This window comes from Enterococcus sp. AAFC-DPL-5146 (genome assembly GCF_058216635.1).
The window spans coordinates 2,147,355-2,167,047 of record NZ_CM177103.1; the positions used below are offsets into that span (position 1 = coordinate 2,147,355).

Here is a 19,693-nt window from a genome sequence, read left to right on the forward strand (position 1 = left end):
CTTACTCTTCCTCTGTTTTCTTTAAAATAATCGCATACCAGTCTCCCTGTTGGAAAATTTGATCCACAAGAAAACCCGCTGCCGTCATTTTTTCTATAATCATCGCTTTTTTATCTTGAATAATGCCAGAAACAATCAATGTTCCATCATTTTTCAACAAACGCCAAGCATCATCAATCATCAATGTAATAATATCCGCTAAAATATTCGCTACGATTACGTCAGCTTCAATCGTTACTTCTTTTAATAAATCATTAGCTGAGACAAAAACATCACTAGCAATCGGATTCATATCCATATTTTCTTTAGCTGCCGTCACAGCTACATCATCTAAATCGTAGGCATGAACTTCTTTAGCCCCTAGATACTTACTAGCTATACTTAATACACCAGATCCTGTCCCAACATCAAGCAATGTCTCACCACCACGTAAAACAGTCTCCAGCGCTTGTAATGTTAAACGCGTTGTTGGATGCGTTCCTGTTCCAAAAGCCATGCCTGGATCTAATGTAATAATTTTTTCAGTCGTATCTTGTGGCTCATATTTTTCCCAACTTGGAACGATTGTTAGAAAACGAGTAACCCGCACTGGATGATAGTACTTTTTCCAAGCTGTTGCCCAATCACTTTCAGCTACTTCGCTAACAGTCACTTCATTCTTACCAATTTCTAGTCCAAACTCTGGTAAACGAGTAATGCTTTCTTTAATAAAAGGCAAGATTTCCGGTAAAAATGTTGTTTCAGGAAAATAAGCCATTACCAATGCGCCATCTTTAATATGGGTAAATTGCTCTTTGTCTAACAATTCGCCGTAAAGATCACTTTGAAAATTTTCAACATCTAAGGAATCTTCAATGGCGACACCACTTGCTCCAGCTTCCATCATAACATTTGAGATTGCTTCCACGGCTTCACTTGCAGTTTCAACTTTTACTTCTGTCCATTTCATATAGAAGCCTCCTTAATAACTTGGGTAAGGGATATATGTATCGCCCTCAGTTTTTTGATATTTTTCAACAGATTCATTAAAAGACTCTTGTGACCATTTCAACTCAAATACTTCTTGTTCTTCATTCGTTAAAAAGTCTAATAAATCACTTTGACCTTCTGCTAATACTTCATTTAAATAGTCTACAAAACCATCTAGAACTGACTGTTTGATTCCTTTTTTTCCTTCATAAGGAATAACAGCTAAGTAATCGTCTTCATCTACAGATGTTTTTTCAGGATTATAAAATAAAATCCCATCTTCAAATTCAATGATTTCTTCTTCTGAAACGATTCCTTGTGCATCATCGATTTTTGCCTGTTCTTTATTTTCTGCGAATAGTCGAAAAACAACTTCAATTGAATGGTTTTTCGTATTCCAATCCAATGCTACATCATACTCCGTGATTTTCTTTGTCATTTGTTCATCTAGATAAGTTAACATCGTTGCTTTTTTCATTTCTTTTCTTCCTTCCATCCAAAGGCCTTTTGATCGATATCACTTCTTCTTTGCTTCGAAATATAAGGGTTTCCTGAAACAGCATACCTCAAGGGTAAGTCCGTCCAGATCCCTTTATTTGGAATGCCGATACGAGGAAGTGAGATGATTTTCTTCGGTGTTTTTCTTTTTTCTGGAACAATTCTAAGCTTGCTGTCAAAGATTGATTGACCATATAAATCTCTAGTGATTCCTAGAGCAGAAACAAGTTTACCTGGACCGTTAGATAATTCAATTCCTATGCGGCCTTTACGATTTTCTTCCATTTTTTCGATTCCTTCAATTGGCTCGATAGCACGAATCATTACACCTTGAGGTTTGCCTTTTTCTTGGGTTACCATATTCAAGATTAAATGAGTATGCATGGTATAGAGATAGATCGTTCCAGGGTGCTCATACATGGCTTTTAATCGTGGAGTATCTCTTAGACCAAAGCTGTGGGCGGCTTCATCTTCTGGCCCTAAGTAAGCTTCGGTATCAACGATATATCCTGAAAGGATCATCCCATCTTCTGTTTCATGTTCTAAATACATGCCCAGTAGATACTGAGCAATTTCTTCTGTCGACTTTGTATTAAAAAAATGTATCATTTCATTCATTCGTTTTCACCACTTCTTATCATACACGAATCGAGCCTCATTATCCATTGAAATAACACACAATTAGTAAGGTGCGTCCATGTTTTTTTCTACTTTTAATTATCTCACATCTGTAAATCCACAACCAGATACAAACGTACGTTCTTTATGGTATAATACACTTATGAAGAACTGAAAAGGAGGTCCAACGATGCAACAACCATTAGCTTATCGTATGCGGCCGCGAAATTTAGATGAAGTCGTAGGTCAACAACAACTTGTTGGTCCCGGAAAGATCATTCGCAGAATGGTGGAAGCTCGGATGCTTTCATCAATGATTTTATACGGTCCTCCTGGGACTGGTAAAACCAGTATTGCCAGTGCAATAGCCGGTTCCACAAACTATGCATTTCGTTTGTTGAATGCCGCAACAGATACAAAAAAAGATCTACAAATCGTCGCAGAAGAAGCAAAAATGAGCGGCACTGTAATTTTACTACTAGATGAAGTCCACCGCTTAGATAAAACAAAACAAGATTTTCTACTGCCTCATTTAGAAAGCGGTCGAATTATTATGATCGGTGCTACAACAGAGAATCCTTATATTACGATCAATCCTGCGATTCGAAGCCGAACACAAATTTTTGAAGTTAAGCCACTTACTGAAACAGACATCCAAAAAGCAATTAAAGAAGCACTATCTGATTCAGAACGTGGTTTAGGAGAATACCCAGTTATTCTAGAAGAAAAAGCTCTCCAGCATTTATCTCGTGCAACAAATGGAGATTTACGGAGTGCTTTAAATGGTCTGGAGCTTGCAGTAAAATCAACACCAGAAAATGAAAATAAAGAAATTGAGATCACTCTTTCAATCATTGAAGAATGTGTACAACGTAAAGCATTGACTCATGATAAAAATGGTGATGCTCATTACGACGTCATTTCAGCTTTTCAAAAATCAATCCGCGGCAGCGATGTGGATGCCGCACTTCATTACCTAGCAAGATTAGTAGAAGCTGGTGATTTGCCAATTATTTGCAGACGCTTAATGGTCATTGCCTACGAGGATATTGGTTTAGGTAATCCCCCAGCTGCAGCTCGCACCATCACCGCAGTTCAGGCAGCAGAAAAGCTTGGTTTTCCGGAAGCAAGAATCCCTCTTGCCAGTGTCGTAATTGATTTATGCTTATCACCAAAATCGAATTCTGGTATTGTTGCGATTGATGCTGCGCTAGCAGATATTCGCGATGGAAAAGCAGGCGATGTTCCTGATCATTTAAGAGATAGTCATTATTCAGGTGCAAAAGACCTAAATCGAGGAATTGGTTACCAATATCCTCATAATTTTGAAAATGCGTGGGTCAATCAACAATATCTTCCTGACAAAATAAAAAATGCCCATTATTACAAACCAATCGATACAGGAAAATATGAACAGGCTTTAAACCAACAGTATCAACGGATTCAAGAGTGGAAAAAAGAAAAGAATCCTAAAAAATAATCCGCTTCCAAACGCAAGCGACCTCGTTGCTGTTTGCACTAGGTTGTGCTATTATAAAGATGGTAAATCTGTGATGTACGAGTTGTCTTTTTTCTGTGTTGACCGAACATTTTATTGATATCTAGGGATCCTTCTGGTACTTAAGCTGGTAACATGCCTTATCATTTGGTAGTTCGAAGCTGTCAGTCGTGGAACCCACCTGCTTTGTTTGCGGGTTCAATACTATAAGACGAATAACGGCATCGACGGATTTTACCATTTTTATTAGATTACCGAACAATTTGCAACATGCAAATTGTTTTTTATTTGATGGAGGGGCTTATATGGTTCGAGTACTTATTTTTATAGCTGTCATATTATTGCTTATTATCGGCGTTTATCTATTAAAGAAAGCAACTGTTTTTCTACCTATCATGCATAATGGTGAACCAGAAGAAAACAAACAGTTTTTACATCAGTTTGGTGTTTTTTATTTGATTCTAGCTGGTATCGGCATTTTAGTAGGGCTTTTTAACTTGAAGTTTTTTTCATTGTTCTACATATTCGGTTTACTAGTAATTTCAGCCGTGTTTAGTATTATGTTTGCTAAGAAGATTCTATAACAGTCTCTTCTTTTTTTGTTTTCCTTTTTTAAGTTTTTGTTCTACAATTAAGTAAGTAATAAGATTATCGTTTCAAAAGATTTGAAAGGAGTGGTCACAATGTTACAAAATTATCGTAAAATCATGGTTGCTGTAGATGGATCATCTGAAGCTGAACTAGCGTTTCAAAAAGCAATGAATGTTGCAATGAGAAATGATGCAGAATTATTATTAGCTCATGTTATTGATACACGAGCATTTCAATCTGTTTCTTCTTTTGATGGTGTCTTGGCAGAACAAGCAACCGAGATGGCAAAACAAACGCTTGAAGGATATAAAAAGCAAGCAAAAGAACATGGTTGTGAAAAAGTATCTAGTATCATTGAATACGGTTCTCCAAAACCATTAATCGCAAAACAAATACCTCAAGATCAAGAGGTCGATTTAATCATGCTAGGCGCTACAGGATTAAATGCTGTTGAACGATTATTTATTGGCTCAGTTTCTGAATATGTTATTCGAAACGCTGCTTGTGATGTGTTAGTAGTTAGAACTGATTTAAAAAATAAAGTTCCCGTTCAAAAGGACGAAGACTAATCATTTAACAAACATCAAAAAAAGAAGCAACTCGACAAAAAATCGAATTGCTTCTTTTTCTATTAATTATTTTCTTAAACGCTCAACGTCACGAGCAATCATCAATTCCTCGTCTGTTGGAATCAATAAGACTTTAACTTTTGAATCTTCTGTAGAAATCACTGATTCTTTTCCACGAACGTTATTTTTCTCAGCGTCTAATTCGCAACCAAACCAAGTCATACCTTTGATTACTTCACTACGTACGTGTGAATCATTTTCACCGATTCCAGCAGTAAAGACAATTGCATCTACACCATTTAAAACAGTTACATAGCTACCGATATATTTACGGATACGGTCAGTAAAGATATCATAAGCCACTTGAACAGCTTCATTATCCATGTTTTCTTCTAAATCACGCATATCACTAGAAATACCAGTTAAACCAAGTAAACCTGATTTTTTATTTAAAATATCAATCATGTCTTTGATATCAGTCAATTCAAGTTTTTCCATTAGGTAAGCTAGTAAAGAAGGATCAATATCCCCAGAACGAGTGCCCATTGTTACACCTGCAAGTGGTGTGAAGCCCATTGATGTATCAACAGATTTACCACCATCAACAGCTGTGATTGATGCTCCGTTACCTAAGTGACAAGTAATGATTTTTAGCTCTTCAATCGGACGTCCTAACATTTCAGCTGCACGATTAGCAACATACATATGGCTTGTTCCATGTGCGCCATATTTGCGAGCTGCATATTTTTCATAGTATTCAGTTGGAATACTGTATAAGTAATTATGTTTTGGCATTGTTGTATGGAAAGCTGTATCAAAAACAGCAACACTGATAATCTCAGGCAAGATTTTCTTAAACGCTTTGATTCCCATTGCATTGGCTGGATTGTGTAATGGTGCAAGATCTGCTAATTTTTCGATTTTTGCTAAAACTTCGTCATCGATAATAACAGACTCTTTGAAGTCTTCTCCACCAGCAACCACACGGTGCCCAACACCAGTAATCTCATTATAAGATGCTAAGATATTTAACTCAGTTAATTTATCTAATAACATTTTTACAGCAACATCATGATTATTGATGTCAATTACTTCTTCATATTTTTCGCCATCTCCATACTTGATTGTAAAGATCGAATCATTTAAACCGATACGTTCAACGATTCCTTTAGCGATTACTTCTTCATTTGGCATTTGGTATAATTGCCATTTTAAACTTGAACTTCCAGCATTGATTGCAATTGTTTTAGACATAATACTCTCCTCTTTGTCAGTTGTTTTATTTTAAATTTGAAGACTTCCAAGCCTCAAATTGTTGAAAAAATTGTGTCACTTTCGCAGGATCTTTCAATGAACCTAATTTTGCAACAAGTACTTCTTTTACCTGTTCACTGTTTGCGCCTTTATTTTGTACAAACAAAATACTCTTTCTGGACTGAACAGATTTGAACAACTCATCAGGCAATTGAATCATGCCTTGTAGGTACACATTTTTTTGCAACCAATTTTTGAAAAACTCGCTCTGTTCTGTTTCTAAAATATTGGTTGGTATTAGAAATAATCCGTAGCCATCTGGTTTTACAAACTTCATAGCCTGTTCCATCAATAAATGATGTGCATAGCTATGCCCTTCTTTTGCCACTGAATCAAATTCTTTAGCTTTTTCATCATTTGGATAATAACCAATTGGCAGATCACTAACAGCTACATCAACAGGATCAACAAGTAAATCTTGCAGCCCATCTTGATGGAATAACTGTATCGAAGCCTTGGTCCATTCATTATTAGTAGCTGACACAGATAATAATGTATCATCAATATCTACTCCAAAACCTTGAACAGTATATTTAGCTAGATCCAAGTTAAGAATGATCGTCAACAAGAGATTCCCCATACCTGTTGCAATATCTAATATTTTTAACGGCTTTTTGGAACTATAAAGCTGTTCAATCAAATAGACAAATAAAAAGCCAATACTGTCTGGGGTCAACTGATGATTTGCTTGTAGGGACTCTACTTTATTGCCTTTAAGTAAAATCAACTGGGATAAACGTCTGATTTCTTCTGGTTCCAATTCGATTGCTTGGAGTTGTTGATAAATGGTTTTAAGTTGTTGAACGGTTTGCTCATCCGGCACTCCATCTAATACACGTACTTGATAATTATCGATGATGTTTTCACCATTTTCAGTATATGCATCCAAAAAAGAAGTGTCTAACGATTGTTTAAGCAGTTGAATAGCCTGCTCCATCAAATCGAAAGCCTTTTCTATTTTCTCAGGGAACAAAAGAAACACCTCAATCTCTATCTATAATATAACAATTTTCATACCTGTTCTATTTTAACGAAAAAATGGACAATAATCAATCAATTTCCCATGAATATTTATAAAACACTGAACTAATCTTATTTTTACAAAAATATTAAAAAGAATCTTCTTTCTCAACTTATCATCTGTATTAGTTTATATCAGTATTAATTTGATACACAATTCACAGATTTTTAATTTGTTCACTGAATACTTATTTTATTATCCCCAACTTTTGGATAGTTTTCTTGAAATTTATACGTTGTTTGCCTTAGATTCAGCGTAAATTTTAATGTTGTTTGGTCATATTCATAATACAACATTCCTGTTGAATATTTTTGTTGACCTACTTTTTCAAGTCTACCTTTTTCCTGCTTAACATCATGAAGAAACATACTTACCATTGTTTTGGCAATATAATAATCTCTAGTCTTTTTCGAGAAACGTTGTGTCAATTGAAAATCTTTTAAAACAAGCTGAAATATAAAACTAAATAAAAATAGAAATAGTAAAGTAGTAAGCAAAATACTACCATTATATTTATTGTTCATTTTCCTTCTCCTTGGGAATAATCCATTTTGCTGCAACATTTGAATTATTTTCAAGGGTTGCTTTTATCTCGACTGAGTTATTTTCCTCTGAAAAGCTTGCTTCTTTTACTCCTGTTAAAAGAGGATGATATCCACCATTTTCGACTTTTACAAATTTCCCTAATTTATATTCAATCCAAACCTTCTTGTTATTCCTTTTATTTTTAAGAATAATTTTATTTTTTTGCGTTTCTTCATAGCGACAATCCTTTAATTCATTTTCTAATTGAATCATAAATATTTGCCATTCTTTCTTCCTTTCACGCTCTAAATGATTTGTTATCACAGATGCATATTTAACTGCGGCTGAAAAAAGCATACAAATGACGGATAACACAAGAAGAGCAAGCAAACATTCTACTAAAGTAAAAGCTAAATAATTTTTTTGAAAACTACTCTTTTTTAACTGTAACACTCTCTTCCCCATCTGTGATCTCCACTTCCATCAACGTATCATTGGTTTGATAAAATTGTAGCTGATAATTTTTATTTTCTGAGTGTACTTCTTGAAAAGACTGTCCCCCATAATTTTCATAACGTTTTATTTCTTCATACAAAATTTGATGCATCACTAGTTTATCTTCTATTTCTTTGTTCTTCGTTAACAAAAATACATTCAAGGACATATAGCTACCTAAAATCAGACATAACAAGCCTAATGCAACCAAACTTTCCAACAAAATATAGCCTTTATAATGGTTTGATCTTTTTAACATAGCGACCGCTTCCCAGTTGAAATTGGAATTCAATTAACTGCTTTTTTTCTGTCCATGAAAAAGAAAATTTTGATAACAATCCATTATTTCCTGAACCTTTTTTAAAAATAATTTTGTTTGGTCCAGTAGCTTTTAAAGAAGTTGGAACTTCTAATACTTCCTCTATCATTTCTTCGTTTTGAGGAAATAAAAAATAAAGTTGTTGCTGCTCTTCCAAAAAGGTAACTTGTGTATCAACTACATTTACAATTGCCATCTGCTGTGTAAACAATAGTTGCTTTTCGAAAAACGATAGAAATTGTTCGACTTCTAATACTTGCTTCCATTTCTTAATTGCAAGGGTAGGAAGTAAAATAAAAATCATGCAAATAAATAAAACCACCAACGTCTCTATTAACGTAAAAGCTTTCATATTTTTTAAGATCATTTCTTACTAGCCTGATATTTTTCATATTGTTCTTGTGTAATGTATTGCTCTTTTAGCAGCTGATCAATTGTTGGCGTTTGATTTTTTTCCATGGTGTACAAGTCCATTTGTGTCTCTATAATTTTGACAATCGCTTCGTTTCCTTTTTTATCGACACCTTCTTTGTGTTTTGAAAGATTTGGAACGAATAATAAGATTAAAACGGAAATGATCAATAGTACAACTAACATTTCTAATAAGGTAAAGCCATAATAATTCATTCGTTGTTTTTTCTTTTTTATATTCATAAAAACTCCTCCATTCCGCCATAAATCGGCAACAACATTGCAGCATATACACTAACAACCAGTAATGCAACGATTAAAAAAATAATTGGTTGAATCCATTGAATCACCTTTTCCATCCGCTTAAAAAAACGTTGCCAACACAACTCACTATATAACATTAACTCCTTACCTAAATTGCCTTTCACCTCTCCTTGTTGGATGATTAAAGATAACTCAGGAGAAAAAAATGGAAATGTTGGTAGCTGTTCATAGAATGTATGACCTAGTATTGACTGCTCCTCAATCATTTTAGCAAGTTCACTCATAAGAGAACGTTGCTCTACAACTTGCATCAACTGAATAACCATCTTGATTTCCATTCCTTGAGAAAATAGCTTCCCCCATTCAAGTGCAAAAAAAGCAGAGCTGTACTCCTTATAAAACGTTCCTATAATGGGCAACCTAGAAAAAAATGTAGCTCTTTGTAAAAACGTTCTTTTGCTTAACTGCCAACGCAACAGGCCAAATGTCAATCCTGAACTACTCATGAATGCAAGTAAGTAATAAGGACTTTTCTGAATAAAATGAATCCCTATATTGTCCGCTTGAACCGCTCCGTTTGTCATAAGTTGAGGGAGCAAAACTTGACGAATACTTATTAAAACAACCGTTAAAAAAAGTAAAAGTAACAACGGATAGCTGATTACTTTATAAAAGTTTTGCTGCTGTTTATCAACCATACTCATATGTTGATTGATTTTTTTTAGCGTTCCTGCCAAATCTCCATGAGTTTGCGCAAATTCAATTTGTGTAATAATTACCGTCTTAAATCCAAGATGAATTAAACCACCATGAAGCGGCACTCCTTGTTCCATCAATGTAATCAAATAATTAATCGCTGATTCTGAAATAGAACGAGATTTTTTCATAAACAGCAAACTCTCTTTAATAGTAAATCCATTCCTCAATAAATCTGCCAGTAAATGAATAAATAGTTGCTGTTGTTGTTTCGATAATTTAATACTCTTTTTCTTCTTCAAATGTTTGATCATCAATAAATCCATACGCCCAAACCTTTCTTAATTCTTGCGACCACTTAGAATCCATTTTTCTAGAGAAATCATAATCCATAAGTAATCCGCTAATTTCTTCATCACCTCTAGTCAGAAAAGGCAATAATCTCTGATAAATAACTCCTGCCAAACATTCAGCAATCTCTCTTTTCTTTACACCTAATTCGGCTAAGCGTTCATAGACTCCATTGATACTCCTAGCATGAATTGTTGCAAATACCGTGTGTCCTGTAAGTGCTGCCCTGATCGCAGCTTCAGCAGTAAGTCCGTCTCGGATTTCTCCAATAATCAAAATATCTGGTCGATGACGCAAACAAGCTTTAATCAATGCGTCATAGGTCAAATCAATTTTGGTATTCGTTTGTAACTGAAGAAACGATTCTTCTTCAATTTCTACTGGGTCTTCTATTGTAATCACTTGCTGAAATTGATCTGTTTCTTTCGCTAATTTATACATCAATGTTGTTTTTCCTGAACCAACAGGTCCACAAAATAAATGTAAACCGCGCTGTTTAACATGATCCCTAATAATTGTTAGTTGTTGTGGCAAAAAATAGTTTTCACGGCTGTTTCCAAAAACATGCAAAAAACGAATAACCAAACTTTCCCTTTGCCTAAAATCACCTACTGTGGACAAACGCAAACGGATATCATCCCCATCAATCCTATAAGTTGCTGCTCCAACCTGAGCCTTCCTACGTTCACCAACATCCATGCTGCCAATAAACTTAAAATGGAAAATCAATTTCTCACCTTCATTTTCATTTAACTCTTGGAAAAGCACCCTTTTTTTGCCTTTTCTTCCAAATATTTGAATCCTGTTCTCAGTAGGTAAAACATACACATCTTGTAAACATTCATTTATCCCCCATTCGATTAAATCAAGAGATAACTGCTTAATATCCATCCTCTTCCCTCCTCAAAGTAATATACGCAGTTAAATAGAAAATTAATAAAAAAACAGAAACAAAACTAAAAAAAGTTTTGTTTCTGTTTTTAATGCTAAACCAACTTTAGTTGGTTCCTATTTCAATGGCAATAAATGCGTTCCCACTGAGTAATTGAAAAAAAAATAAAGCTATAAGCGTAAAAAATACGCTTATAGCTTTATTAAGAGTTCTGATGCACTATCTTCCCCAAAATAGTTTATCGTTTTGATATATTCATTATACTAAAAAATTAGCCGGAATAACTTTCAGAAATTGTGAATTTTATTAAAATTTTTGAGAAAAACAAACTCCTACTTAAAAGGGTTAAGTAGGAGTTCGTGCTTTGTCAAAAGACAAAGACTTAGATCATATTCATTATAGCAAATAATTCCTCGTAAATCTCTAAAAACTCAACCAAAAAGAGATATTTTTTAATCAATAAATAAAATTTATTTATTTTTCGATTTTATATTCATCATATATACCGGAATCCCTAATAAAGTAATCCCGATACCAATACTAGCTAAAAGGGTTTGCGTAAATAATGTAGTAACTAGAATAAATAAACCACCTAAAATTGCTATGATAGGAATAACAGGATAAAAAGGGACTTTATAAGGACGATTTAGTTCTGGTTCTTTTTTTCTCAAAATCAATACTGCAATAAAAATCAATAAACTGAAAAGCCACATGACAAAAATCAACATATCAGTTAATAAATCAAAACTTCCTAAAAACATCATAATCGCCGCAATACTAAATTGAAAGATCCCAGCGATATAAGGGACAACAAACTTTTTAGATAGTTTTTGAAATTGCTGACTAAATGGAATCATATCTTCTAAAGCTAATGCATACGGTACACGAATACCAGTCATCGTATAGCCATTTAAAGCACCATATACTGAAATCAAAATCCCAATCGTTACTAATTTACCACCCATTGAACCGAAAATTTGATTAGATGCTTCTGAAGCTGCATTTAAATTTCCGGAAAGTTGCTCGATTGGCAAAGTTTTAAGAAATACAATATTGATTAAGATATAAACGATAGTAATAAACGTTAGTCCAAAAAAAATTGCTTTAGGCAAATCTTTTTCTGGTCTTTTCATTTCACCAGCTACAGTACCAACTCCCAACCAACCATCGTAGGCAAACATGGTTGCCAGTAACGAACCACTAAGTGCGTGGATAAACCCACTATCCCCGCCAGTCTCAACAGGAAATAATGATACCTCGACATTAGCTGGCATGAACAAACCAACTACTACAATTAATGCAATTGGAATCATTTTTATGATTAATGTAAATGATTGTAAATGCGATGCTATTTTAGCGCCTAATAAGTTAACTAAGGTCACGCTTAAACCAGTTCCTAAAGCTATCGGTAAAAGAAATTCACTGGATAAATGAAATAAGTGAATAAACTGTGTACTGAAAATAATTGACAACGCAGCAATATTAGCTGGAAAGTAAATCACACTTTGAGCCCAGCCTAATAAAAATCCAGGTAACTTTCCATATGTATATTCAATATATTTGACTGCCCCACCAGTCTTTGGAATAGCAGTTGCTAATTCTGCACTTGTCAAACCAGCACATACTGTCAAAACACCACCTAACAACCAGGCAAAAATCGTTAAACTTGGTGACTGAGCGAAGCTAACCACACTTGCAGTTTTAAAAAATACGCCCGCACCAATGACAGTTCCCATAACTGTTGAAAAAGCGCCAAATGATGAAATTTCCCGCTTCAATTGATTTTCTCCCATGATCATCCTCTTTCCCATTTTATGTTATTTTTCTAGTATAGCTTTTCTGAAATTAAATTCAAGTATTTCAGAAAATAATCATCGTTTTCTTTCAAAAATAAAAAAAGTGTGAATAAAGTCAGTATTAGACTTATCCACACAATTACTTCAATCAACCTATTTTATATTCCTATGCTTGCCCATAGTAAGCATTTTTTCCATGCTTTCTAAAAAAGTGCTTATCTAAAAGATATTGAGGAATTGACTGACTTGCGTTGTTCACAACTTCTGTTGCACAAGCCATCTCAGCCACTTCATCTAAAACAATACTATTTTCCACAGCTTTTTGCGGTGTTTGTCCCCATGTAAACGGACCGTGACCATAAACCAATACCCCTGGAACAGCTAAATGATCAAGCTCTTTTTCTTCGAAGGTTTCAACGATCAATTTTCCTGTCTCATATTCATATGCAGAAGAAACTTCTTCTAATGTTAATTGACGAGTACAAGGAACAACACCATAAAAGGTATCCGCATGAGTCGTGCCATATGCTGGAATTTCTCGTCCTGCTTGTGCCCACATCACTGCATTTTTTGAATGAGTATGCACTACTGAATTGATTTCTTTAAAAGCTTTATATAATTCAACGTGAGTTGCTAAATCAGAAGAAGGTTTCATGTTGCCTTCTAAAACTTCACCATTTAAATCTGTTACAACCATATCAGAAACTATCATCTGGCTATAAGGAACGCCACTAGGCTTGATAACAATGACTCCTGCCTCTCGGTCGATTTCACTAACGTTTCCCCAAGTAAGCTTTACCAACCCTGCTTCTGGCAAGGCCAAATTAGCAACGAATACTCGTTGTTTCATCTCATCTATCAGTCGTTTATTTGATAACATATCCAACCTCCTTTAAATAAGGCAAAAGAAACGTTTTCGCTTGTTCAATTTCTTTTTCAGGTGACTCACTATTTTCACTCCACATTTCTATTAGAAAAGGTCCATTGTATTCTAAACGCTTTAATGTTTTGAGACATCCTAAAAAGTCAACACAACCTGAACCAAAAGGAACTTCTTTAAATTTACCTGGAAACACATCAGTCACAGCAAGCGTATCTTTCAAATGAATGGCAGAAATCTGATTGATTCCGATTTCTAATTCATAACCAACATCATTTTCAGGCCAAGCAGACAAATTTCCTAGATCAGGATATACCTGCAAATAAGGTGAAGAAATCTGTTTCTTGATTTTTAAAAATTTTGAGATCGAATTAATAAAAGGATCGTCCATAATCTCTATTGATAAAACAACCTCTTTAGCAGCAGCCATCGCTACCGATTTTTTTAAATTCTCAATAAAATATGCTCGTGATGACAATGTCTTCTCTTCATAATAAACATCATAGCCAGCTAGTTGAATCGTACGGATTCCTAAATCCGAAGCCAAATTTATCGCTTTTTCCATAATCAACAACGCTTCGACACGCTTTTGTTGATCCATTGAACCCAATGGAAAGCGACGGTGTCCACTTAAACAAATTGATAATATCTGCACATTGGTTTCATGAATTGCTTCTCTCACTTCTTTTCGCTCTTCATTTGTCCAATCTAGTCGTTTAAGTCGCTCATCTGTTTCGTCAATAGACATCTCAACAAAATCAAAATTTAGCTTTTTTGCTAATAATAATCTCTCTTTCCAACTAATATTTTTTGGGAGTGCTTTTTCATAGATTCCTAATGTAGTCATATGTTTTTACCCCCAAATACGCTGGATTTCATCTTGAAAATCTTGTGCTGCTTTTTTGGGATCTGTAGCGGCTGTAATCCCTCGTCCCGTGATAAAGGTGTACACATCAATACCTTTGAATAATGTTAATGTCTCTACACTTAATCCACCTGTAACAGAAACTCTAAATCCCATTTCAATTAATTTTTTAACTTTCGCTAAATCTTTTTCTCCCCATGTTTCGCCTGCTAAAAGTGCATCTCTGCTTTGATGATAAATCACCTGAGAAATCCCTGCATCCAACCATTTTTGAGCTTGCTCATATGTCCAATCTCCATAAAGTTCCACTTGAACTTCATCAACTTCTTTTGCAGCAGCTTTCATTGTTGGAATTGTCGCACAACAAATCACCGTCATCCAATCTGCTCCAGCATCTCGACAATTTTTTGCTACCGTTCCACCTGCATCGGCGCACTTAGTATCAGCAACGACTTTTTTATCAGGATATAATGCACGAATACAACGAACAGCCTCTGCTCCTGCCTGCAAACAAAGAATCGTTCCAACTTCTAAAATGTCTACAATCTTACCCACTGCAACAACATCTTTTATTGCACTAGGTAAATCTGAATGATCCAAAGCTACCTGTAAGTTAGGTCTACTCATTTATTTCTCTCCTTTCTTTTTATCCATAAAGATTCACGTTATTGGGACATAACTATTTAAATTTTGCAGCTAATTCTGTTTCTTGTACTCGTTCACTAATTTCTTTAGCTGACATAACATTTCTTACGCCAACAACAGTAATCCCTTTTTTCTTCGCATCGTCAAACATATTCAAAAAATTCATTGGACAAAAAACAACATCATATTGCCCTGCTGTACTTTTTCCTTCTGAAATCGCACAATGGTGGATATTGGTAATATTAAATCCTAGTTCTTTCAATGCTTTTTCCACACTTTTCTTCATCATTAAACTTGTTCCTGATCCATTTGCACAAGATACTAATACTCTCATTTTAATTTCCTCCTAAATTTAAAAATGTTGTGGGGTTATCCAGACTCGTAGAAAAATAGGAAAATACGTTTGTGATACTTTTTGTTACAAGCAGATTTTATCTTTTTCCCAGAGACTAGTCCCTATAGTTAGTTAATAATATGATTAAGCACCTTTAGCTGCCATTTTCTTTACATACTCATCATAATCTTCCGCAATCAAGAAATACCCTTGTGGATTTGCTCGATATTGTAATTGTGGGATTGCTAATAGCAAAACGACAACTAGCCCAACACCAAAGTATCCTAGATATTTCATTAATATTGTCATGACTGGCCAAACAGTTGCCCAGTCAAACATACCGATGTATCCTCCATACTGAGATAATCCGATAAACGCTGCAATCAACGCAGAACCCAAAACTTGAACAACACCTGAAATGAAGGGGAAGATACATGCTGCTTTAAAACCACCACGGTTATTAGCATAAACAGCAATCACAGCATTATCAAAGAATAACGGAATGAATCCTGCGATAACAATTACAGGAGATTTAAATAGAATCAATAAGCCAATTGTAATAAATTGTCCTAAAGCTCCAAACAAGAACCCAATTGTTACAGCATTCGGAGAGCCAAAACCAAATGTAGCTGCCACATCAATCCCAGGAACAGCACCAGGTAACAACGTATTGGAAATTCCTTGGAACGATTCTGTCAGTTCTGAAACGAATGTTCTTACACCTAATTGTAAGATAGCTAAATAAACAGCAAAATATAAAGCCGTTTGTAAAATATAGAAGAAGAAACTCTGCCCTTCTACCATAAACCCTGCTTCAATCAAATAGTCAGGCCCTAACACAATTAAAATAATCCCAAAGAAAAAGAGCATTAAAATTGACGTTGCGACCATATTTTCGTTAAAAATTGACAAGAATCCAGGAAGTTTTACATCTTCTAATTTCCGATTATTCTTATCTTTTTTCATTTTTTCAGCCAATCGAGCAAAAATATAAACACCAAACATCTGTTGATGGGCGATTGCAAATCCTGCGCCTTCAGTCAAATCTTGTGTAATATCAACTGTTAGATTAGACCCAACTGCCCAATAACACCCTAATATAAGTCCCATGATTAATAAAATTTGAATTTGTCCTAAATCAGGAAAACAAAACAACAAAATCCAAAACGCTGTTGCGGCTTGTTGAATTTGAACGTTCCCAGTAGTGAACACTGCCCGTAATTTTGTATACTTTTTAAAACGAACCAATAAAATATTCATGACAAACGCAATTAGTAACAAGATCATCGTATCGCTAAATGTTCGTCCAAAGGTCTCTTCAATCCCAGCGGTCACAGCATTCTGACCAAAATAAGGATCAATGACCATGGCATCTAAATCAAAACGTTCTTTCAGCCCAACTAAAATTGGACGAAAATTATCAACTAAGCCTCCTGAACCCACAGTTAAAATCAAATAACCGACAGTTGCTTTTAGAAAGCCAGCGATACTTTCGTATATCGGTTTTTTCAATAGAACATAGCCTAACAGAACAATAAACCCAATTAAAAATGCTGGTTGAGTTAAGATATTTGCGGCAAAATAATCCCAAATTCCCATTAGAAAATCTAACACTTGTGTCATATACTCCCCTTCTTTCTACAGATCAAAAGTAGCCATTACTTTTTGATAATCCTCCATTGTTTCTATAGTCATCAATGCATCAATCAACCCGTCGGTCATCAACATTTCAGATAGCTTTGAGATATTTTCTACATGCTCTTCACTATTTTTAGCAGCCAATGTAAAAAATAGACGTGCATTTTTTTCATCATTTCCTTCTTCGAAAACTACATCGTCATTCATTTTGGTAAATGAGACCGCAGTTCCTAAAACACCTTGACTGTCTTCTGAAGAATGAGGCATAGCAACACCAGGAACGATGACAATGTAGGCACCATATTTTTGAACGCACGACACTATCTCATCTACATATTGTTGAGTAATAATATTTTTTTCCAGTAAATTCTGACAACTAAGTGTAATCGCTTCTTCCCAATTAGAAGGTGTTTTTTCACAAAGTCTGACTAAATCGTTCTCATAAAAATACTTTAGCATCTGCTTTCTCCTTTCTTATAAAAATGATGGAAATGGTGTGTCATTATCCGTTGTAAAGACATCATCGAACCCACGATAAAAATTAAATTCTAGCTTGTCTTTATCATTTGGATACGTAAATTTCCCGCCAACTTGCCAAATAAATGGCTTAAATTGATAATTTAAACGATCTTTTTTAAACTTCCATATTTCAGTAATTTCTTTTGGGTCCGCCATAAAGTTAGCCCAAATATCATAGTGAACTGGAATAACAACATTCGTATTTAATGACTCTGCCATCCGCAACATATCAACAGAGGTTACTTTATCAGTGATCCCTCGTGGATTTTCTCCATATGCTCCCAAGCAAACATCGATTTTATGTTCATTTCCGTGCTTAGCAAATAAGTTAGAATAGTGAGAATCTCCCGCATGATAAATGTTACCGCCACTTGTTTCAAATAAATAATTTACAGCGATCTCATCCATATCTTGTGGTAATTTTCCTTTTAATGTTACTTCTGGATCTTCACAAGTAACTAGGGCAGTTCTATCAAAAGCTTCTAAAGCCACAATTTCTATATCTTTAATCGCTACTCGATCACCAGGTTTTACAATCATCGTTTTTGCTTCTGGAATTCCCCACTTTAACCAAGTATTAACAACTTCTTTTGGTCCGATAAAACGAGCATCCGGACAATTCTGATGAACCGCAGCTGCAGTGTTGATATCTAAATGATCTGAATGAATATGGGTAACAACTAAAGCATCAACATTTTTCACAGCAAATGGGTCAATAACGAAAGGCTGTGTTCTTAGATTAGGCTGCATGTTTTCACAACCACTCATTCGCATCATTTGATGCCCTTTTTTCATTTTGCCATCACCATGTGCTCTTTTTCCTGTGCCACACCACAAATCACATAAAATATTCGTACCTTCATGAGATTTCAGCCAAATCCCTGTACATCCTAACCACCACATGGAGACAGTCCCTGCTTTGACTTTTTCTTGCTCGATTTCTTCATTCAAATAAGTTCCCCATTCAGGAAATGTACTTAAAATCCAACTTTCTTTTGTTACATCATGAATTGTTGCCATATGATCCCTCCGTAGTATCTTAATCTTGATTACACTTTTCATTCTACAACAAAATAAACCGTTTTCAATCGTTTTATAAGATTGTTTAATCCATTTTAAGATCGTTTGTAACTTAAAAAGATTTTTTTAGTTAAACATAGTATATTTTATGTTCATATAATCATTTTTATGATATAGTTGCGGTGAGGTGATGACTATGAATAATTTTTTTTGGAAAAGTATTTACTTTGGTAAAAAAGGACTCTTATGGCTTGTTTACTTACTCTTTTCAATGTACATTGGATACCTGGTACTTACAGCGCAAGAATTAGGAACAAAGCTTATTTTTGGCAGTATCGGCTGTGTCGTTTTAAGTATCACTTTTCTTTTTGAATACCTAAAAAATATATACGAAAAAATGATTTATGCCTTAACTGTTAATTGTGATTTAAACGCAGCAATCGAACTTAAAACAATACTAAAGAAAAAAGATTTGTTTAATGGCTTTAAACAGTCTATTATTATTTTTGACAGCTTACTTTTGCTAGATAAGGGAAAGTATGATCTTTGTTTAGAGCATTTACATAAAAATCAATTGTTTTTTCATTCCACACTTGATTACCTCTTCATCTATTATCATACGCAAATGTACTGCTATTCTTTTTTAAATGATGAAGAAAATGTAAAAATAGCGATAGAACATTTATCTAAGTTGAAGAATGTGAAAAAGAAACAGATGCGAGGTCTATTTTCATGGCACGAAATTGCAGGAATAAAATATTTCCATCAAAAAAGAAATAAAAAATGTTTAAGTGAATTAGAGTTAATTGATAAAAACCGACTGAATAATCGAGAATTGACGTATCTTTTGTATCTAAAAGGTCAATGTTTACTTAAATTAAATGAAACATCCGAAGGTCATCGTTTATTGAAAAAAGCAAAAGAGCTGGGAAATACACTTGCGGTTACCCAAGTGATTTAGAGTG

General features: G+C 34.6%; 24 protein-coding genes and 1 other RNA gene. 5 read left to right on the forward strand and 20 right to left on the reverse strand.

The window, feature by feature from the left end:
* Nucleotide 1: 1 nt before the first annotated feature.
* From prmA to AC4BB2_RS09825, 3 genes are read right to left on the reverse strand one after another with little or no spacing between them, the layout of a single operon-like run.
* On the reverse strand, nt 2–949 hold the full coding sequence (gene prmA / locus AC4BB2_RS09815) for a 50S ribosomal protein L11 methyltransferase (protein ID WP_490472756.1): 948 nt from the start codon (nt 947–949) through the stop codon (nt 2–4).
* A 12-nt stretch (nt 950–961) separates the two neighbouring features.
* On the reverse strand, nt 962–1,447 hold the full coding sequence (locus AC4BB2_RS09820; protein ID WP_490472757.1) for a DUF3013 family protein: 486 nt from the start codon (nt 1,445–1,447) through the stop codon (nt 962–964).
* The gene (locus tag AC4BB2_RS09825; RefSeq protein ID WP_490472758.1) at nt 1,444–2,085 is read right to left on the reverse strand and encodes a DNA-3-methyladenine glycosylase; all 642 of its coding nucleotides are present in this window, start codon (nt 2,083–2,085) and stop codon (nt 1,444–1,446) included. The genes AC4BB2_RS09820 and AC4BB2_RS09825 overlap by 4 nt, the downstream gene beginning before the upstream one ends.
* Nucleotides 2,086–2,275: 190 nt before the next feature.
* Between AC4BB2_RS09825 and AC4BB2_RS09830 the strand changes: the two genes are divergently transcribed.
* From AC4BB2_RS09830 to AC4BB2_RS09845, 4 genes are all read left to right on the forward strand, one after another.
* Nucleotides 2,276–3,565, forward strand: a complete 1,290-nt coding sequence (locus tag AC4BB2_RS09830; protein ID WP_490472759.1) for a replication-associated recombination protein A — start codon at nt 2,276–2,278, stop codon at nt 3,563–3,565.
* Nucleotides 3,566–3,627: 62 nt separating this feature from the next.
* Nucleotides 3,628–3,821: non-coding RNA, 6S RNA (ssrS, locus tag AC4BB2_RS09835), on the forward strand.
* A gap of 67 nt (nt 3,822–3,888) precedes the next feature.
* Nucleotides 3,889–4,167 (forward strand): hypothetical protein, encoded by a 279-nt coding sequence (locus AC4BB2_RS09840; protein WP_490472760.1) that lies wholly within the window; start codon nt 3,889–3,891, stop codon nt 4,165–4,167.
* A 99-nt stretch (nt 4,168–4,266) separates the two neighbouring features.
* On the forward strand, nt 4,267–4,743 hold the full coding sequence (locus tag AC4BB2_RS09845; RefSeq protein WP_490472761.1) for a universal stress protein: 477 nt from the start codon (nt 4,267–4,269) through the stop codon (nt 4,741–4,743).
* A gap of 66 nt (nt 4,744–4,809) precedes the next feature.
* Here the strand turns inward: AC4BB2_RS09845 and AC4BB2_RS09850 are convergent, their stop codons facing one another.
* The 17 genes from AC4BB2_RS09850 to ulaG form a co-directional block, all read right to left on the reverse strand.
* Nucleotides 4,810–5,997, reverse strand: coding sequence for an acetate/propionate family kinase (locus AC4BB2_RS09850; protein WP_490472762.1), 1,188 nt, complete (start codon nt 5,995–5,997; stop codon nt 4,810–4,812).
* Between the two features lie 25 nt (nt 5,998–6,022).
* Nucleotides 6,023–7,030 (reverse strand): class I SAM-dependent methyltransferase, encoded by a 1,008-nt coding sequence (locus AC4BB2_RS09855; protein ID WP_490472763.1) that lies wholly within the window; start codon nt 7,028–7,030, stop codon nt 6,023–6,025.
* Between the two features lie 224 nt (nt 7,031–7,254).
* Complete coding sequence (comGG, locus tag AC4BB2_RS09860; protein WP_490472764.1) at nt 7,255–7,602, reverse strand: competence type IV pilus minor pilin ComGG; 348 nt, start codon at nt 7,600–7,602, stop codon at nt 7,255–7,257.
* Nucleotides 7,592–8,068, reverse strand: coding sequence for a competence type IV pilus minor pilin ComGF (comGF, locus tag AC4BB2_RS09865; protein WP_490472765.1), 477 nt, complete (start codon nt 8,066–8,068; stop codon nt 7,592–7,594). Before comGF ends, comGG begins: the two co-directional genes overlap by 11 nt.
* Nucleotides 8,034–8,357 (reverse strand): competence type IV pilus minor pilin ComGE, encoded by a 324-nt coding sequence (gene comGE / locus AC4BB2_RS09870; protein WP_490472766.1) that lies wholly within the window; start codon nt 8,355–8,357, stop codon nt 8,034–8,036. The genes comGF and comGE overlap by 35 nt, the downstream gene beginning before the upstream one ends.
* Nucleotides 8,332–8,784, reverse strand: coding sequence for a competence type IV pilus minor pilin ComGD (gene comGD / locus AC4BB2_RS09875; RefSeq protein WP_490472767.1), 453 nt, complete (start codon nt 8,782–8,784; stop codon nt 8,332–8,334). The genes comGE and comGD overlap by 26 nt, the downstream gene beginning before the upstream one ends.
* Entirely contained in the window at nt 8,781–9,071 is a 291-nt protein-coding gene (gene comGC / locus AC4BB2_RS09880) for a competence type IV pilus major pilin ComGC (RefSeq protein WP_490472768.1), read from the reverse strand. The genes comGD and comGC overlap by 4 nt, the downstream gene beginning before the upstream one ends.
* Nucleotides 9,068–10,114, reverse strand: a complete 1,047-nt coding sequence (comGB, locus tag AC4BB2_RS09885) for a competence type IV pilus assembly protein ComGB (protein ID WP_490472769.1) — start codon at nt 10,112–10,114, stop codon at nt 9,068–9,070. The genes comGC and comGB overlap by 4 nt, the downstream gene beginning before the upstream one ends.
* A complete protein-coding gene (gene comGA / locus AC4BB2_RS09890) occupies nt 10,068–11,030 on the reverse strand; it encodes a competence type IV pilus ATPase ComGA (RefSeq protein WP_490472770.1) in 963 nt (320 codons plus the stop codon). The genes comGB and comGA overlap by 47 nt, the downstream gene beginning before the upstream one ends.
* Nucleotides 11,031–11,501: 471 nt before the next feature.
* Complete coding sequence (locus AC4BB2_RS09895; RefSeq protein ID WP_490472771.1) at nt 11,502–12,824, reverse strand: APC family permease; 1,323 nt, start codon at nt 12,822–12,824, stop codon at nt 11,502–11,504.
* A 169-nt stretch (nt 12,825–12,993) separates the two neighbouring features.
* Nucleotides 12,994–13,707 (reverse strand): L-ribulose-5-phosphate 4-epimerase, encoded by a 714-nt coding sequence (locus AC4BB2_RS09900; protein WP_490472772.1) that lies wholly within the window; start codon nt 13,705–13,707, stop codon nt 12,994–12,996.
* Entirely contained in the window at nt 13,694–14,554 is an 861-nt protein-coding gene (locus AC4BB2_RS09905) for an L-ribulose-5-phosphate 3-epimerase (RefSeq protein WP_490472773.1), read from the reverse strand. The genes AC4BB2_RS09900 and AC4BB2_RS09905 overlap by 14 nt, the downstream gene beginning before the upstream one ends.
* Before the next feature lie 6 nt (nt 14,555–14,560).
* A complete protein-coding gene (locus AC4BB2_RS09910; protein ID WP_490472774.1) occupies nt 14,561–15,199 on the reverse strand; it encodes a 3-keto-L-gulonate-6-phosphate decarboxylase UlaD in 639 nt (212 codons plus the stop codon).
* 52 nt (nt 15,200–15,251) lie between these two features.
* A complete protein-coding gene (locus AC4BB2_RS09915) occupies nt 15,252–15,551 on the reverse strand; it encodes a PTS sugar transporter subunit IIB (RefSeq protein WP_010763025.1) in 300 nt (99 codons plus the stop codon).
* Between the two features lie 144 nt (nt 15,552–15,695).
* Nucleotides 15,696–17,174, reverse strand: coding sequence for a PTS ascorbate transporter subunit IIC (gene ulaA, locus AC4BB2_RS09920; protein ID WP_490472775.1), 1,479 nt, complete (start codon nt 17,172–17,174; stop codon nt 15,696–15,698).
* Between the two features lie 15 nt (nt 17,175–17,189).
* Nucleotides 17,190–17,648, reverse strand: coding sequence for a PTS sugar transporter subunit IIA (locus AC4BB2_RS09925; protein WP_490472776.1), 459 nt, complete (start codon nt 17,646–17,648; stop codon nt 17,190–17,192).
* Between the two features lie 15 nt (nt 17,649–17,663).
* On the reverse strand, nt 17,664–18,728 hold the full coding sequence (gene ulaG, locus AC4BB2_RS09930) for an L-ascorbate 6-phosphate lactonase (RefSeq protein ID WP_490472777.1): 1,065 nt from the start codon (nt 18,726–18,728) through the stop codon (nt 17,664–17,666).
* Nucleotides 18,729–18,924: 196 nt separating this feature from the next.
* Here ulaG and AC4BB2_RS09935 point away from each other — a divergent pair, with 196 nt between their 5' ends.
* Nucleotides 18,925–19,689, forward strand: a complete 765-nt coding sequence (locus AC4BB2_RS09935) for a hypothetical protein (protein WP_490472778.1) — start codon at nt 18,925–18,927, stop codon at nt 19,687–19,689.
* The last annotated feature ends 4 nt before the right edge of the window (nt 19,690–19,693 follow it).